The 16,639-nt window shown below is 65.3% G+C and carries 9 protein-coding genes and 1 tRNA gene; 6 read left to right on the top strand and 4 right to left on the bottom strand.

Annotated features, from left to right (window positions below; all coding sequences use genetic code 11):
- The first annotated feature begins 133 nt into the window (after window positions 1–133).
- Together QM797_RS13265 and acpS are read left to right on the top strand one after the other, a co-directional pair.
- Window positions 134–9,430, top strand: coding sequence for a type I polyketide synthase (locus QM797_RS13265; protein ID WP_283276073.1), 9,297 nt, complete (start codon window positions 134–136; stop codon window positions 9,428–9,430).
- Window positions 9,430–9,822, top strand: a complete 393-nt coding sequence (gene acpS, locus QM797_RS13260) for a holo-ACP synthase AcpS (protein WP_032375969.1) — start codon at window positions 9,430–9,432, stop codon at window positions 9,820–9,822. The genes QM797_RS13265 and acpS overlap by 1 nt, the downstream gene beginning before the upstream one ends.
- Window positions 9,823–9,897: 75 nt before the next feature.
- Here acpS and QM797_RS13255 read toward each other — a convergent pair whose 3' ends face one another.
- Window positions 9,898–10,536 (bottom strand): TetR/AcrR family transcriptional regulator, encoded by a 639-nt coding sequence (locus tag QM797_RS13255; RefSeq protein WP_371833974.1) that lies wholly within the window; start codon window positions 10,534–10,536, stop codon window positions 9,898–9,900.
- 349 nt (window positions 10,537–10,885) lie between these two features.
- Between QM797_RS13255 and QM797_RS13250 the strand changes: the two genes are divergently transcribed.
- Together QM797_RS13250 and QM797_RS13245 are read left to right on the top strand one after the other, a co-directional pair.
- Complete coding sequence (locus QM797_RS13250; RefSeq protein WP_283276071.1) at window positions 10,886–12,202, top strand: hypothetical protein; 1,317 nt, start codon at window positions 10,886–10,888, stop codon at window positions 12,200–12,202.
- Window positions 12,203–12,276: 74 nt separating this feature from the next.
- Window positions 12,277–13,641, top strand: coding sequence for a dipeptidase (locus tag QM797_RS13245; protein ID WP_283276070.1), 1,365 nt, complete (start codon window positions 12,277–12,279; stop codon window positions 13,639–13,641).
- On the opposite strand, the gene bcp is transcribed toward QM797_RS13245, so the two are convergent.
- The gene (bcp, locus tag QM797_RS13240) at window positions 13,630–14,103 is read right to left on the bottom strand and encodes a thioredoxin-dependent thiol peroxidase (RefSeq protein WP_283276068.1); all 474 of its coding nucleotides are present in this window, start codon (window positions 14,101–14,103) and stop codon (window positions 13,630–13,632) included. The genes QM797_RS13245 and bcp overlap by 12 nt on opposite strands.
- 77 nt (window positions 14,104–14,180) lie before the next feature.
- Here bcp and QM797_RS13235 point away from each other — a divergent pair, with 77 nt between their 5' ends.
- Window positions 14,181–14,402, top strand: a complete 222-nt coding sequence (locus tag QM797_RS13235) for a DUF3618 domain-containing protein (RefSeq protein WP_032375974.1) — start codon at window positions 14,181–14,183, stop codon at window positions 14,400–14,402.
- 92 nt (window positions 14,403–14,494) lie between these two features.
- Window positions 14,495–14,568: transfer RNA gene (locus QM797_RS13230), tRNA-Lys, on the top strand.
- Window positions 14,569–15,212: 644 nt separating this feature from the next.
- On the opposite strand, the gene QM797_RS13225 is transcribed toward QM797_RS13230, so the two are convergent.
- Together QM797_RS13225 and QM797_RS26350 are read right to left on the bottom strand one after the other, a co-directional pair.
- Complete coding sequence (locus tag QM797_RS13225; RefSeq protein WP_283276067.1) at window positions 15,213–15,425, bottom strand: hypothetical protein; 213 nt, start codon at window positions 15,423–15,425, stop codon at window positions 15,213–15,215.
- Window positions 15,426–15,566: 141 nt separating this feature from the next.
- Window positions 15,567–16,322, bottom strand: coding sequence for an HNH endonuclease (locus QM797_RS26350; RefSeq protein WP_502942338.1), 756 nt, complete (start codon window positions 16,320–16,322; stop codon window positions 15,567–15,569).
- Window positions 16,323–16,639 lie beyond the last annotated feature (317 nt).

The raw sequence follows: 16,639 nt of genomic DNA, 5'->3' as shown, positions 1-16,639 counted from the left end.
CTTGAGCAGCGCGGAGAGACCTGTCGACGACGACCGGCTCACTGCTTCTGCCGCGAAAGCCCACGACGCACTCGGGCAGCCATCACAGCGAGCGCCCCGACCCCCGAGGCGCCCACGAGAGGAATCTTCAGCCTTGACGATCAACGAGAGCACACCATCACACGGACGCGGCACGCGGGGCAACGCAGGCAAATCCCCTAGAAGCAATGGCGGCTCTCGGACTCTGGCAGATCGTTTCGCCGCGGGCGAGCCCTATGCTTTGGCATTCGGTGGTCAGGGTGCACCGTGGCTCAGCTCCCTCGAAGAGCTGGCCCGCGATTCCGCACTCGAGCCCGAACTCACCGATCTCGTCAACGAGGCTGCAGCCGTACTCGCGCCCGTCTCCGACGAGCTACTGGTCGTCCGCTCCGTGGGGTTCGACCCCATCGGCTGGATGCTCGAGCAGGATCTCGCCGACGACGACACCGTCGGCTCGTACGGACCGTCCGAGGCCGCACTGACCTCTGCCGCAGTCTCGCTTCCCGGAGTGTTCCTCACCCAGGTCGCAGCGCTGCGTGCGCTGAAGCTGCAGGGACTCGATCCCTCCCAGACCCCTCCCGTCAAGGTGGTCGGACACTCGCAGGGACTCATCGCTGCCGAGTCCGTCGCTGCGGACGGTGCGCAGGATGCGAACTTCCTCGCGATCGCTCAGCTCGTGGGTGCCGCAGCGGGTCTCGTCGGCCGCCGCCGCGGAATCATCGGAGCCGGTGACCGTGCGCCGATGGTGTCGGTCGCCAACGTCGAGCCCGAACGCCTGCAGGCCATCATCGCCGACCTCGAGATCGTCGGAGCGCCGGAGCGTTCCGCTGCACTCGCCATCCGCAACGGTCGCCGTCGCGTCGTACTCTCGGGACCGCCGGCCCAGCTGGCTCGCGTTCAGGAGAAGTGCGAGCAGATCGCTGCCGAGGAAGACCGTGAGCGCGACGCCAAGAAGCGTGGCGGTGCCGTGTTCGCTCCGGTCTTCGAGCAGCTTCCGGTCGAGATCGGCTTCCATCACCCCGCTCTCGAGGACGCTGTCGAACTCGTCAGCGCCTGGGCACAGCGCTGTGGACTCGACGTCGAGCTCGCTCGCGGCCTCGCGCAGAAGATCCTGGTCGACTCCGTGGACTGGGTCGACGCCATCGACGGCGTTGTCGACGCCGGTGCCGATTGGATCCTCGACCTCGGTCCGGGCGACCTGCTCACCCGCATGACCACTCCGGCACTGCGAGGACAGGGCGTCGGCATCATCGCCGCGTCCTCACGCGGGGGCCACCGCAATCTGCTCACTCCGGGAGCTGCACCCGAGGTGCAGCCCGCATGGTCTGCCTTTGCGCCCAAGCCGGTCACATTGCCCGACGGCCGCATCGTGGTCGAGACCTCCTTCACCAAGATGACCGGACGTTCGCCGATCCTCCTCGCCGGCATGACGCCGACGACGGTCGACGCGAAGATCGTTGCCGCAGCTGCCAATGCAGGCCACTGGGCCGAGCTCGCCGGTGGCGGCCAGGTCACCGAGGACATCTTCACCGATCGCGTCGCGGAGCTCTCCACGCTGCTCGAGCCCGGCCGGGCCATCCAGTTCAACTCGCTGTTCCTCGATCCCTACCTGTGGAAGCTGCAGCTCGGCGGTCGCCGCATCGTGCAGCGCGCTCGCGCAGCAGGTGCCGCCATCGACGGCGTCGTCGTCACAGCAGGCATCCCCGAGCTCGACGAGGCAGTCGCTCTCATCGAAGAGCTGTCCGAGGCGGGCATCAGCTACGTCTCGTTCAAGCCCGGCACCGTCGCGCAGATTCGTGCCGTCATCCGCATCGCCAACGAGGTGCCGTCCTACCAGGTCAACGTCCACATCGAAGGTGGCCGCGCAGGCGGGCACCACTCGTGGGAGGACCTCGACGACCTGCTGTTGACCACCTACGCAGAGCTGCGGTCGCGGCCCAACCTCGTCATCTGTGTCGGCGGCGGTATCGGAACCCCCGAGCGCGCAGCGGAATACCTCACCGGCACCTGGTCGGCCGTCTACGGCTACCCCAAGATGCCGCTCGACGGAATCCTCGTCGGCACGGCTGCCATGGCCACCCTCGAAGCCACCACGGCACCCGAGGTCAAGCAGCTTCTCGTCGATACACCGGGAACCCCTGACTGGGTCGGTGCCGGAACCGCCAACGGCGGAATGGCTTCGGGCCGTAGCCAGCTGGGTGCCGACATTCACGAAATCGACAACGCGGCATCGCGTTGCGGTCGACTGCTCGACGAGGTCGCCGGCAACGCCGACGCCGTGGCCGAGCGCCGCGACGAGATCATCGCTGCACTCGACGGAACCGCAAAGCCGTTCTTCGGTGACGTCGCCGAGATGACCTACCAGCAGTGGCTCGCCCGCTACCTGGATCTGGCCATCGGTACCGACTCGCGCAGCGACTTCGATTGCGGCGGTGAGTTCACCGATGCCGTGACCGAGGCACGTGAATCGGTATGGCTCGACATCACCTGGCGCACCCGCTTCCTGGAGATGCTGCAGCGCGCCGAGGCACGTCTGCACCCGGTCGATCGCGGACCCATCCCCACCCTGTTCTCGGACGCCGAGGTTCTCGAACGTCCGCGCGCAGCACTGAAGTCGCTGATCGCACAGTTCCCCGACGCCGCCGACGTGGTGCTGCACCCGGCCGACATCACCTTCTTCACCTCGCTGTGCCGGATGCCCGGCAAGCCGGTCAACTTCGTCCCCGTCGTCGACGGTGACGTGCGCCGCTGGTGGCGCAGTGACTCGCTGTGGCAGGCACACGATCCTCGCTACTCCGCCGATCAGGTCTGCATCATCCCCGGAACCGTTGCCGTCGCCGGCATCACCCGCGTGGACGAGCCGGTCGGCGAACTGCTGAACCGGTTCGAGAAGGCCACTGCGGACCAGCTTCTCGCCGAGGGTGTCGAGCCGGCGGCCATCGCCAGCCGTCGCCACGCCGAGATCGCGCCCGGACTGCTGGGCATCGTGCTGGCAGCTCCCGACGTCACCTGGGCTTCGCGGATGACGCAGAACCCCGTTGCACGCTTGGGTGGTCCGGCCGAGTGGACCGTCGATTCCGATTCTGTTGCCTCGCATCCGCAGACCGGCTCTTCGCTGACCGTGCTCGATGCCGAGCATGTGGAGCTGCTGGTTCCTCTCGCTCCGGGCAAGGAAGTACGCATCCGTCTGACGGTGCCCGCGTCCACGATCGACGGTGGCGCTCCCGTCGTCACCGCGCAGGATGCCCAGCAGGCCATGTCGGCACTGCTCGGAGTTGCTGCCGGCCAGGAGCTTCCGGCCGTCAAGGGCGGCGTCGCGCGGCTGAACATCGCGTGGATCCCCGATCTGATCGCCGACCACGCCGGCGTCACCGGTTCCGGACTGCCCGATACACTGACCGTCAGCGGCAAGGCCGTTCCTGACGTTCTGGTCGGTGCCTGCTGGCCCGCAGTCTTCGCCGTCCTCGGTGCCACTCGCAACGCTGAGGGCATCGACGTCATCGAGGGCATGCTCGACCTGGTGCACCTCGATCACAGCGTCAACCTGGTCGGTGAATTGCCCACCGACACTTCGATTCTCGTGGTCAAGGCTGCGGCAGGAGAGGTGCTCGACACCGACCTCGGTCGCGTCGTCGAGGTCACCGTCGAGATCGGTGCCATGCTCGGCGAGGGTCTCGATGCTCCCTCCGTCGCAACCCTTGTGGAGCGCTTCGCTATTCGTGGACGCACCGGCAAGGGTGAGCTGTCCGATCCGGCTCGCGCCGGCGGATCGCTCAGCGCCGACGCCAAGGACACCCCGCGTCGTCGTCGCCGTCTGGCCACCATCGTGGCCCCGCGCAACATGGCCGCGTTCGCTCAGGTCTCGGGTGACCACAACCCGATTCACACCTCGGACGCCGCAGCATTGCTCGCCGGACTCGGCAGCCCGATCGTGCACGGCATGTGGCTCTCGGCGGCTGCCCAGCAGACGGTCACCGCAGTCGATCACGCGGACACCAAGACTCCGCCGCGTCGTCTCACCGCATGGACTGCACGCTTCCTCGGCATGGTTCGCCCCGGAGCCGAGATCGACGTTCGCGTCGACCGCACCGGATTCGACCAGGGTGCAGAGCTCGTCGAGGTGTCCTGCCGTGTCGCAGGCGAACTCGTCATGGTCGCCACTGCTCGCACCGCTGCGCCGAAGACCGTCTACGCCTTCCCCGGCCAGGGCATCCAGCGCCCGGGTATGGGACTGGACGCACGGGCTCGGTCGAAGGCCGCACGTGAAGTGTGGGAGCGTGCCGACAAGCACACCCGCAGCGCGCTCGGATTCTCGATTCTCGCTGTGGTGCGCGACAACCCGACAACTCTCAAGGCGCGCGGCGTCACGCACAAGCATCCCGACGGTGTGCTGCACCTGACGCAGTTCACCCAGGTTGCGATGGCCGTTCTCGGTGTCGCACAGGTTGCCGAGCTGCGTGAATCCGGTGCGTTCGTGGAGAACTCCATCCTCGCCGGCCACTCGGTGGGTGAGTACAACGCACTCGCCGCCGTCGCCGGTGTGCTTCCGCTCGAAGCCGTCCTCGAGGTCGTCTTCCAGCGTGGCTCGGCCATGCACGCACTCGTTCCTCGTGACGAGAACGGCCGAAGCGACTACCGCATGGCAGCCATTCGTCCGTCTCAGATCGGCCTCGCCGACGAGGACGTGCAGGGCTTCGTCGCCGGTGTCGCAGCAGAGTCCGGTGAGTTCCTCGAGATCGTCAACCTCAACCTGCGCGGTTCGCAGTACGCCATTGCAGGCACGGTCGCCGGCCTCGGCGAGCTCGAGAAGAAGATCGCGGTTCGCCGGGCAGAATTCGGTGGCAAGGCCGCTTACATCATGGTTCCGGGCATCGACGTGCCGTTCCACTCGACCGTGCTGCGCGGCGGAGTCGACGACTTCCGCAACCGCCTGCAGACCTTGCTGCCCGAGCAGCTGGATCCGGCGATCCTGGTGGGGCGCTACATCCCGAACCTGGTGCCCAAGCCGTTCTCGCTGAAGCGCGAATTCGCGCAGGAGATCGCCGATTTGGTGCCGTCCGAGCCGCTGAACACCGTTCTCGCGGACTTCGATTCGTGGGCCGCACGGCCGAGTGATCTGTGCCGCGTGATCCTGACCGAGCTGCTGGCATGGCAGTTCGCCAGCCCGGTTCGGTGGATCGAGACGCAGGACCTGCTGTTCGCGGACGAGTCCGACGGTGGCATGGGCGTCGAGCGCTTCGTCGAGATCGGTCTCGGTGCAACGCCGACCGTGGCCAACCTCGCCTCGCAGACCCTCAAGCTGCCCGGCCGCTTCGGTCACCCGGTCGAGGTGCTCAACCTCGAACGTGAAGCCGCGATCGTCTACGGCACCGACACCGATCCGGCTCCGGCCGACGAGGACGAGGCAACTCCCGCTCCCGAGACCGCTGCTCCTGTAGCTGCGGCTGCTCCGGCTGCAGCACCCGCTCCGGCCGCTGCACCGTCGGGCGGACCGCGCCCCGACGACATCGCGTTCGTAGCCGCCGATGCGACCAAGATCCTGATCGGCCTGTGGACCAAACTGCAGCTCGATCAGATCGGGCCCGCCGACACCATCGAGGCACTGTGCGACGGTGTGTCCTCGCGTCGTAACCAGCTGCTCGTCGACCTCGGTTCCGAGCTCTCGCTCGGTGCCATCGACGGTGCCGCCGACGCTGACATGGGCGCACTTTCCGGCACGGTGAACAAGCTGGCCCGCACTTACAAGCCCTTCGGGCCGGTGCTCAGCGACTCCATCAACGATCACCTTCGCAAGGTCTTCGGTCCTTCGGGACGACGCCCGGCCTCGATCGCCGATCGCGTCAAGAAGACCTGGGAACTGGGCGACGGCTGGGCGCATCACGTCACTGCCGAGGTCGCACTCGGTACCCGTGACGGTGCCTCGGTCCGCGGCGGTGCGCTCGGCGGCCTGGCCGACGGCGCACTCGCCGACGGCACTGCTGTCGACAACGTCATCGATTCGGCAGTAGCAGCAGTGGCCGCACGTCGCGGCGTCGCAGTGTCGATGCCGCAAGCAGGAGGTGGAGCCGGCGGAACCGTCGACGCTGCTGCTCTGGGTGAGTTCACCGAGCACATCACCGGTCGCGACGGCGTTCTCGCCTCTGCAGCTCGGCTGGTGCTCGAACAGCTCGGGCTGGCGGAAGCTCCCAATGCACTGCTGGCCGAGGATCCCGATGCCGCTCTGGTCGAGCTTGTTTCGGCCGAACTCGGATCGGACTGGCCTCGCCTGGTCGCTCCCGCGTTCGACGCCAAGCGCGCTGTGCTGATCGACGACCGGTGGGCAACTGCCCGTGAGGATCTGGCCCGGTTGTGGCTCGGTACCGCAGGCGATGTCGCGGTCGAGTCCTTCGCCGGTGCCGGCAATGCCGTTGCAGCTCAAGCACAGTGGTGGAAGGCCAAGGCCGACTACGAGAACAAGACCGTGCTCGCCGAGACTTTCGGACGCATCGCGGACATCGCGGTCGCATCCGAGGACAAGGGCCAGTGGGCCGACGAGGTCGCGGTCGTCACCGGTGGCAGCAAGGGATCCATCGCAGCAGCGGTGACCGCCAAGCTGCTGGCCGGGGGAGCGACGGTCTTCGTCACCACTTCCAGGCTCGATGACGAGCGGCTCGGCTTCTACCGCTCGCTCTACCGCGACAACGCACGCAGCGGAGCGTCGCTGTGGGTGGTTCCGGCCAACATCGCGTCGTACACCGACGTCGATGCTCTCATCGAGTGGATCGGCAGCGACTTCATCGACACTGCCGGTGGCGCAAAGACTCTGGTCAAGGCCGCCACGACACCGACGATGCTGTTCCCGTTCGCCGCACCCCGGGTCATGGGCGAGATGTCCGACGCCGGTGCTCGCGCCGAGATGGAAATGCGCGTGCTGCTCTGGTCGGTCGAGCGTCTGATCACCGGACTGGCGAAGGTCGGCTACGACACCGACATCGACACCCACCTGCACGTGGTGCTTCCGGGATCGCCGAACCGCGGAATGTTCGGTGGCGACGGTGCTTACGGCGAATCGAAGGCTGCACTCGATGCGGTTGTCGCCAAGTGGGGCTCGGAGAAGAACTGGGCCGAGCGGGTGTCCATCGCCCATGCTCACATCGGGTGGGTGCGCGGCACCGGCCTGATGGGTGGCAACGATCCCATCGTCGAGGCCGTCGAGGCCGAGGGTGTGCGCACCTGGTCGACCGAGGAAATGGCGACCGAGCTGCTCGAACTCTGCACACCTGCCGCTCGCCGTCAGGCTGCGCAGGAGCCGATCGTCGCCGATCTCACGGGCGGCTTGGCCAACACCAAGCTCAACCTCGTCGAGCTTGCTCGGGATGCAGCTGCGGCCGCGGCCGAGAAGACCGAAGAGGCAGTGGACAACTCGGTGATCGCGGCACTGCCTGCACCGCCGCGGCTGTCGACGTCGACCACCGCTCCGGCGTGGCCGACACTGGACGTCGATCCGAAGGACCTGATCGTCATCGTCGGTGCAGGTGAGCTCGGACCGTACGGTTCGGCGCGTACCCGGTTCGAGATGGAGGTCGACGAGCAGCTCTCTGCCGCAGGCGTGCTCGAACTCGCATGGAACACCGGCCTGATCGCCTGGGAGAACGATCCCAAGCCGGGTTGGTACGACATCGAGTCCGGTGACCTGGTGCCCGAGGAGGATATCGCCGACAAGTACCACGACATCGTGGTCGAGAAGTGCGGTATCCGCACCTACGGCGACGACGGCGCGATGGTCGGCAACACCGCTCCGCTGATGACCTCGATCTTCCTCGACAACGACCTCACGTTCGTGGTCGGAACCGAGATCGATGCCCGGTCGTTCGCGGCAGCGGATCCCGAGCACACGCTGATCACGCCGGTCCCGGATTCGAGCGACTGGCAGGTCACCCGCAAGGCGGGCACCGAGATTCGCGTTCCGCGCAAGATGAAGCTCACCCGCACCGTGGGTGGACAGATTCCGACCGGATTCGATCCCACCAAGTGGGGCATCTCGCCCGACATGGTCAGCTCGGTCGACCGAGTTGCACTGTGGAACATCGTCACCACGGTCGACGCGTTCATCTCCTCGGGCTTCAACCCGTCGGAACTGATGCGCTGGGTGCACCCGACGCTGGTCGCCAACACGCAGGGCACCGGCATGGGCGGCATGGAGTCCATGCGCTCGCTGTACATCGACACCCTGCTCGGTGATGCTCGTGCGAACGACATCCTGCAGGAGGCTCTGCCGAACGTCGTTGCCGCGCACGTGGTTCAGTCGTACATCGGTAGCTACGGCGCGATGGTTCACCCCGTTGCCGCCTGTGCCACCGCGGCAGTTTCGGTCGAGGAAGGCGTCGACAAGATCAAGCTGGGCAAGGCTCAGCTGGTGGTCGCCGGCGGATTCGACGACCTGAGCACCGAAGGCATCATCGGCTTCGGCGACATGTCGGCCACCGCGGACTCGGCGGCGATGTCCGCCAAGGGAATCAGCGATCGACGCTTCTCCCGGGCCAACGATCGCAGGCGCGGCGGATTCGTCGAATCGCACGGCGGCGGAACGATTCTGCTCGCCCGCGGCGATCTGGCACTCGAGATGGGCCTGCCGGTTCTCGGAGTGGTGGCCTACGCACAGTCGTACGGCGACGGAGTGCACACCTCCATCCCGGCTCCGGGACTCGGCGCACTCAGTGCCGGTCGCGGCGGCAAGGATTCGGCACTTGCGCTCTCGCTCAACGCACTCGGCGTCAGCGCAGACGACGTGGCCGTGATCTCGAAGCACGACACGTCCACCGCAGCCAACGACCCGAACGAGGCGGAACTGCACACCCGCCTCGCCAAGGCCATCGGCCGCTCGGACGGCGCTCCGCTGTTCGTCGTCTCGCAGAAGAGCCTCACCGGACACTCGAAGGGTGGAGCGGCTGCCTGGCAGTTGATCGGCCTGTGCCAGGTGCTGGCCAACGGCGTCATCCCGCCGAACCGCAGCCTCGACTGCGTCGACGACAAGATGACCGGATTCGAGCATCTGGTGTGGGCACGGGAGCCGCTGCGCTTCGGCGACTCGGTTCCGCTCAAGGCGGGTCTGCTCACCTCGCTCGGCTTCGGGCACGTGTCCGGACTCATCGCGCTGGTGCACCCGCAGGCGTTCATCGAGGCCGTTCCGGCAGATCGGCGCGCCGAGTACGTAGCCAAGGCGAACGAGCGTCGCATCGCCGGACAGCGCAGGCTTATCTCCGCGATGGTGGGAGGCGACTCCCTGTACGAGCGGCCCGACGATCGACGGCTGGGACATGACGGGACGCCGGCCAAGGCGTCACGCGAACTGGAGGCAAACGTGTTGCTCAACGAGTCCGCTCGCCTCGGCGAGGACGATGTCTACTCTTCCGGTCTGCCGGGTGCCATCTGATGGCGATTCTGGGAGTGGGTTTCGACCTGGTGACGGTGTCCGACTTCGCCGAGCAGATGGAAAAGGTCGGCACGACGATGATTCGCGACAGCTTCACCGCGGGTGAGCGTCGACATGCAGCGACGAAGAGTTCCGATCCGACCCGCCATTACGCAGCTCGGTGGGCCGCCAAGGAAGCAGTTCTGAAGGCATGGGCGACTTCACGATTCGCGCGTCCGCCGCAGATCGGTGACAACCCGTACCCGTTGATCGAGGTCGTCAACGATGCGTGGGGCCGTCCGTCCATCAAGCTGCACGGCATCGCGCAGGAGTTCCTGCCGACGGTCAAGATTCACCTGTCGCTGACACACGACGGCGATATCGCTGCCGCAGTGGCGATCCTGGAGGAGTGAGTCCGTCCTGAAACGAGTAAGGCCCGTCCGATCCACGAGATCGGGCGGGCCTTCTTTCGTGCGGTCTCGGCCGACTCAGGAATCGCTGTCGACGGTCGATCCGCCGGAGCGCCTGCTCTCTTTCTCCGCGACGAGCAGATACGCCATCATGATTCGCTTGAGTTCGGCTACGGCGTCCTCGTGGCTCTGGCCGTCCTGCACCGAGAAATTCAGCATCGAGTAGACGATGTGCACCAGCACCTGAGCCATGAGGTTGCGACGGTGACGCGGTGTGCGCGGAGTCAACGGCCCGAGCATGCGCGAGACCTGATCGGCGAACTCTCGCTCGTGGATGACTCCGGTCGCACGAGTCGACGGCGTCGACTGCATGGCAAGCCACACCTCACGGCGCGATGGGTCGGTCATCCACATGCCCGCCATGTGGTCGACGAAGTTGTTGAGGAACCGCACCCAGTCCAGCGACGGGACCTCGCCGTCGAATTCGGCGAGCTCCTGTTGTACTCCGACGAGGTCCTGGCGATTGAGCTCGCAGACGATGACGTACTTGTTGGCGAAGAACTGGTACAGCGTGCCGATCGGCAGTTCGGCGCGCGAAGCAACTTCCTCGCAGGTGAACGACTCGAACCCCACGTCGCTGAGCAACTCACGCGAGGCCTGCAGCAGGGCGTCGAATTTGCGTTGACTGCGTTCCTGGGTGGGTCGGCGGCGCGGCATCAGTTCCTGCGTCTGTGCCGTCGACTCGAGCGCGGCGTCGAGACGGCGCGAGGACTGAGCACGAGCAGAGGATTCCACCCGGTCAGGCTATCCGGCGGACGTGCCCGGTAGCCACACCTGGTCCGTTACCTGCGGGTCGGCGGCCGAGAGTCTCGAACGAACCTGGGGTCGGCGACAACGGCCGGTTGCTACTCATGTGACAAACTCCAAGACTGATCTGGACCAATTTAACCGTCAACAGGTATGGTTCAGGGAACAGAATCAATTTCCGTGCAGGGTGATCGTCGTTCGGATCCGCTGGATGACGTTCATGGTCGGGTGCCTCCACCCTGAGCACAGGGAGACTGCAATGGCAACCATTGGTATAGCGATCGAATCTGGCTCGATGCAGACAATTCTGGTCGAGCCGACCTCAGGCGAGGTACTCGCCGATCGGACGACGCCACTGCACCCCGACGCGGCCACCGTACTGACCGAAGCGATCGCGACCATGCGCGCCGAGGCCGCGACCCTCGATACCGACGTCGACGCAATAGGCGTGGTCTATCGATCCGAGGCGGAACGCGCTGAATTCAGCGGTGCTCTCGGCGACGAACCCGTGACGCTGTGTTCGGCGACCGAGTCGTTCCTGACCTGGCTGGGTCAATCGAATGAACTCGCCGACGCGAAGACGGTGCTCCTGTATTACATGGGTGAGGCAGGCGTCTCCATCTCTCTTGCGGACGCAGCAGAGGCATCGTTCACTCCCACAAGAACCGCCGAGCTGGATTCGATGTCGCCTGAACGCATCGGCAGCACCATTCCGCTGGCGTGGGACGTAGTGGATCACTCCGGGAAGAAGCCCGAGTTCGTGGCCCTGTTCGGCGACTCGTCGAGCAATCGCGACCTCGTGGACATCCTGGCTCTCGGACTCGGCGTTCCCGTGGTGCGAGTGGGAGACGCCGATCAGATCGCCGCACGAGGGGCTGCGCTACTGGCGCTCGCGGACGGGCCCGCCCCAGTGGAAGAGGCAGTCGCAGCGCCGGTGGAGCCGTTGTCCGCCGATTCGGAGCCGGAGCAGGCTGCCGAACCCGAAGAGGCCGACGCTCAGAACACCGTCGCGACGCCACTACTCGTGACCGCTGTTTCTGCGTCCGCAGTGCCGACGGTTGCCGACTCGAAGCCATTACAGGCCGGGAGATCCGGTCGCAAGCTCGTTTTCGCGGCCGTCCTGCTGGCGGGCGTGCTGTCGGCAGGTGTCGCGGTTGCTGCGACGTTGCCGGGTGACTCGGAATCGACCGCGGAGCAGAGCGCCGCCCAGCGTGATGCCGGTGCCGATCTGGCCGGGGCAACCCGTTACGTGGACCCGATGACGACGACCGACCCGGCTGCCCTGGCCGCACCGGCACCTGCCATTGCGCCGCCACCCGAGACGATTCCTCCGCCCGAGGATTCGGCAACCGTTGCCACACCGACAACGGGCGCGTGGGCCACGCAGGATGCGCCGCCGGCCGTGGTCGCTCCGCAGCCGGCTCCCGCTCCGACGAAGGTCGACCCTCCGCAGTTCACCGTTCCGTCGGTTGTGCCGGAGCCGGGAAAGTCTCAGGAGCAACTGGAGCAAGAAGCGTGGGATCGACACTGGCAGCAAACCGGTGAGTGGATTCACCAGGAGTTGGCCGGGGGCTGACAGCGGGCGCTCCGCGTTACGAGTGATGACAGACTGGCGAGAGCCCGTCTGTCATTTTCTCGTTTGGAGGACTCATGCCTGCCGACGCACCACCCGTGGACGTTCGATCTCACATCGAAGCAGCGATGCCCCGAGCGAAAGCGGAGTTGGCAGAGCTGGTTCGGTTCACGTCGGTACACGATCCCCGGCAGTTTCCGGTCGAGGAATGCATCGGTGCGGCGCACTGGGTGCAACAGGCTTTCCTGGATGCGGGTGTTCCGGACGTCCAGCTGATCGAGACGGTCGACGGCTCACTGGCCGTTGTCGGCTCGCGTCCGGCACCCGCGGGAGCGCCGACCGTTCTGCTCTACTCGCACTACGACGTTCAGCCTCCGGGAGAGCAGAATCTCTGGGACAGTGAACCTTTCGAGCTGACCGAACGAGACGGTCGGTGGTACGGGCGAGGATCGGCCGACTGCAAGGGCAACGTGATCATGCACCTGTTGGCGCTGCGGGCGCTGGGGGAGTCGATCGGCGTCGGCGTTCGGATCGTCTGTGAGGGTTCGGAAGAGACGGGCACGGGAGGGCTCGAAGCGCTCGTGGAGCAGCGACCGGAACTGTTCGCCGCCGACGTGGTCGTCATCGGCGACACCGGGAACGCGCGAGTGGGCCTGCCGACGGTGACGACCACGCTTCGCGGTATAGCCAACGTGGTGGTACACGTGGAAACACTTGCAGGAGAGGTTCATTCCGGCATGTACGGCGGTCCAGCTCCCGATGCTCTCGCCGCGTTGGTGCAGGTGCTTTCCACGCTGCGCAACGAGCAGGGCGACACCGTGGTCGACGGTCTCGACGGAGTGCAGACGTGGGACGGAGTCGCGTACGAGACTGAGCAGTTCCGCTCCGATGCCGGGGTGCTCGACGGCGTCGGGCTGGCTGGCTCGGGCACTGTGGCCGATGCAGTGTGGGCGCGGCCCGCTCTGACCATTCTGGGGATCGACTGCCCGCCCGTCGTGGGGTCTGCGGCGGCGATCTCACCGCGTGCGTCCGCGCGGCTCAATCTGCGCGTGCCGCCGGGAATGGATCCCCGGACGGCTCAGGATGCTCTGGTGGCTCATCTTCAGGCGCGAACGCCGTGGAATGCGCGCGTCACCGTCGAGCGTGAGGCTGTCGGATCGCCCTTCCGGGCCAGGACCGACGGACCGGGCTACGCGGCACTGTCCGAGGCGCTGGAAGAGGCATTCGGGCATCCGATGGGGACCGCCGGGCAGGGCGGGTCCATTCCGCTGTGCAACGCGTTGGCTCAGGTGCTGCCGGACGCCGAGATCGTGCTGATGGGCGTCGAGGAACCTCGGTGCCGGATCCACGCTCCCAACGAGAGCGTGGACCCGACGGAGATCGAGAAGATGGCCGTCGCCGAAGCGTTGTTCCTGCAGCGGCTCGCCGGGTCAGACGGCTAGATCGCGGCGGAGTTTGGCGACGTGGCCGGTGGCGCGAACGTTGTACTGCGCCACCTCGATCTTGCCGGCCTCGTCCACGAGGAACGTGGAGCGAATGACGCCCTCGTAAACCTTGCCGTAGTTCTTCTTCTCCCCGAATGCGCCCCACGCCTGCAGCGTCGTCTTCTCCTCGTCGGAGAGCAGCGGGAACGTCAGCTCTTCCTTGTCGCGGAACTTCGCGAGCTTGGCGGGCTTGTCGGGGGAGATGCCGATGACCTCGAGGCCTTCGCCGTTCAACTCGGCGAGGCTGTCGCGGAAGTCGCAGGCCTGCTTGGTGCAGCCCGGGGTGCTCGCGGCGGGGTAGAAGTACACGATCACCTTCTTGCCTGCGTAGTCGGCGAGAGAGACGTCTTTGCCGTCGGCATCGGGCAGGGTGAACGCCGGAGCGGTGTCGCCCGGCTCGAGCTTGCTGTATTCGGTCACCGCACGAGACTATCGAAATATCGTCGTGCTCTAGGCTCGACTGCGACCGAGACTATTTGCAACAAGTTGGAGGACACGTGGCCAAGGACACCGACCGAATCGAGCGCGAGATCGAGGCCGCTCGCAATCAGCTCGCCAGCACCCTGGACGAGCTGAGCGTCCGTGCCAGCCCCAAGAACATCGTCGCCAACACCAAGCAGTCCGTCGTGGCCAAGCTCAACGAGCCGGCAGTGAAGTTCACCCTCCTCGGAGTGGGCGCAGTGGTGGCAGTTCTCGTGGTTCGCAGGATCTTCAACTGACGCAGCAGGTGCTCCGACCAGCCGATTTCACATCTGGCGGCATCTGCTGTTAATGTTTCTCCCGCACCGCAGAGAACACGCGGTGCGGATCGGCGCCATTAGCTCAGTTGGTTAGAGCAGCTGACTCTTAATCAGCGGGTCCGGGGTTCGAATCCCTGATGGCGCACAAGAAGTGCCCCTGAGCAGCATATTCGCTGGTCAGGGGCACTTTTCGTTGTCTAGGTACGACTAGGCGACCGCTAGCTTGGCAAGAATGGACAATTCTGTGACCTGCGGGTTCGCAAGTGCCGGAGGGCGTTTCGGAGACTTGACTCTTAATCGCAAATACTGGGAGTCAGGTTCCGGCTGCTATGCCGCTGACCTGCGAGTTGTGTGCCGGATTCGCACCGCCGGGTAGCTGATGGACGTCTGTGGATGCTCCAGTCATCACTTACTCATCTTTTTGAGCTTCTGCAACCGAACGCGGCCAGTATCCGCGGGCATTCCGCGGCAGTTGCTTGAGCAGTATCGGCATTCAAACGACGGCCGAGCATGAGAAGAAACAGGCAATTCCTGCGGTGTCGAGACGGACCTGGTGCTCGGTGGTGCCCACCTCGGGGAGTTCGAGGATCGTGGCGAGTTCGACGGTTTTGTCCGGTCCGCAGTCATCACGTGGAAACGTTGGCTGCACCGCTCGGACGACGGCTCGACGAGCTACATGTCGACAGGTGTTGCCGCGAGAACCGACACCAGGCACTGGGCGTCGTAGATTGAGCAGCGCGGTAGCCGCCGACGTCCTGGGTCAGTGCGCAGGTCAGGGCTCGTTTGGAGTTAGTTCTTGCCGCCGTGGATCGTGGTGCGGTGCCGTTTGCCTTGGACGGCGCTGGACCTTCCTTCGTCGCCCATGAGGCGGTCGAATGTGCGGGCAGCCGCGTGCTGGCCATTCCTGCGCAGGTGGCGGTGCATCTTGCGGCCACCGTAGAGCAACTCCTCCGGTTCGCCGACCGTGTCGCGGAGAGTGGCGGTGAGGTAGGAAGTCGGCATCGGTTTTCTTCGTGGGGAGCTCGACCCTTGCCGCCGAAGATAGTCCAGCATCAATCAGATGCGTGGCACTTACTTCAAGGTGTCGGATCAATTGGGCAGCCGCCGGTGTCATGATTCCGATATCGGCTCGCGACTGCAGGTTTAGACTGGACGGAATATTTCGTCGGCGACGACTGCGATCAGTGGGTCCACGTCTGCGACTTCAGATGCGAGACGCACAATGACAATTGCTTCACGCCATGCACTCGGTAGTTCCCCTCCGCCGGACAGAAGCATCGAACGTTGCGCTCCGAATGCACAGAGTCCCTGTTCTTTGAGCCTGGATAGGCTAGATGCGAGTGATCTCTCCGCGTCGCGAATCGCACGCCGTCCAGCGTCGACGATGTGTTCGCTTATTTCACCACAATCGCTCATTTCTTGTAGAAATTCGTCTGCTGTGTCGCAAGCTAACACCGAAGCCGGTCCCTCTTCAGGTGACTCGAATCGATAGGACATGGATCCGACGACAACGTTCCAAGCTTCTCGGCCGGACTCCAAGCGCGGCAGGGGAATGGGGTGCCCGGGTTTGACCGCTCGGAGCCGTATTGGTTCCGTTCGAGCCGAGGCACCTTCTCTTCTGTCGAGCCGTTCAGTCACCCACGTCTCGTGTGCAGACTTGATCTGCAAGAGGCGTTCGGTCGGATAGGACCCGGTGTGCTTGTCGATCATGGTGTGGTCATTGGCGCAGAGCAGGATCAGGTTGTCGTATCCGTCGATCTCGGATTCACGTATTGACCCCGCTCGTGGCCCACGCGCTCCTTGCCCCACGATATGGGCTTCTTCGCCGATAAGAACATCGTGGTCGCGGTTCGAGGCTGACCGCCGGCTCAACGGCCTCTTACACAAGGCACACAACATGCCCGAGCGTCCCCACAGTAACTTTCGATCACGGGCCTTGATCGTCATTTCTCTCCTGGTCGCTCATTACTGCTAAGTCGTCACTTCGGAACAGTGGGTCCAATGGCCATCAGCCGGAGATGGTCGAATCGGGGTCCGGTCAGGGTGCTGGGTCGTTGGAGACGGCCCGGGCTTCGTACACGGCCGTGGGAGGTGTTTAGCACAGTCCGGCCGCGCAGGTCCAGGTAGCCGGCCCCGTGGTCGTCGGAGAGCTGATGGGAAATTTAAAGACGACCATGAATGGACGCGGCCACAACGTGTTGCCCTTGGATTTAGGT

The organism is Rhodococcus sp. IEGM 1381, assembly GCF_030056795.1.
Lineage (GTDB): Bacteria > Actinomycetota > Actinomycetes > Mycobacteriales > Mycobacteriaceae > Rhodococcoides.
Note: the sequence above shows the minus strand (reverse complement) of the source record. Positions and strands in the feature narration are given on the sequence as shown.

What these genes read in the sequence shown, in the direction of transcription:
- acpS (WP_032375969.1), top strand. Translation starts at nt 9,430, where the DNA reads ATGGCGATTCTGGGAGTGGGTTTCGACCTGGTGACGGTGTCCGACTTC.
- QM797_RS13255 (WP_371833974.1), bottom strand. Translation starts at nt 10,536, where the DNA reads ATGCCGCGCCGCCGACCCACCCAGGAACGCAGTCAACGCAAATTCGAC.
- QM797_RS13250 (WP_283276071.1), top strand. Translation starts at nt 10,886, where the DNA reads ATGGCAACCATTGGTATAGCGATCGAATCTGGCTCGATGCAGACAATT.
- QM797_RS13245 (WP_283276070.1), top strand. Translation starts at nt 12,277, where the DNA reads ATGCCTGCCGACGCACCACCCGTGGACGTTCGATCTCACATCGAAGCA.
- QM797_RS13225 (WP_283276067.1), bottom strand. Translation starts at nt 15,425, where the DNA reads ATGCCGACTTCCTACCTCACCGCCACTCTCCGCGACACGGTCGGCGAA.
- QM797_RS26350 (WP_502942338.1), bottom strand. Translation starts at nt 16,322, where the DNA reads ATGTTGTGTGCCTTGTGTAAGAGGCCGTTGAGCCGGCGGTCAGCCTCG.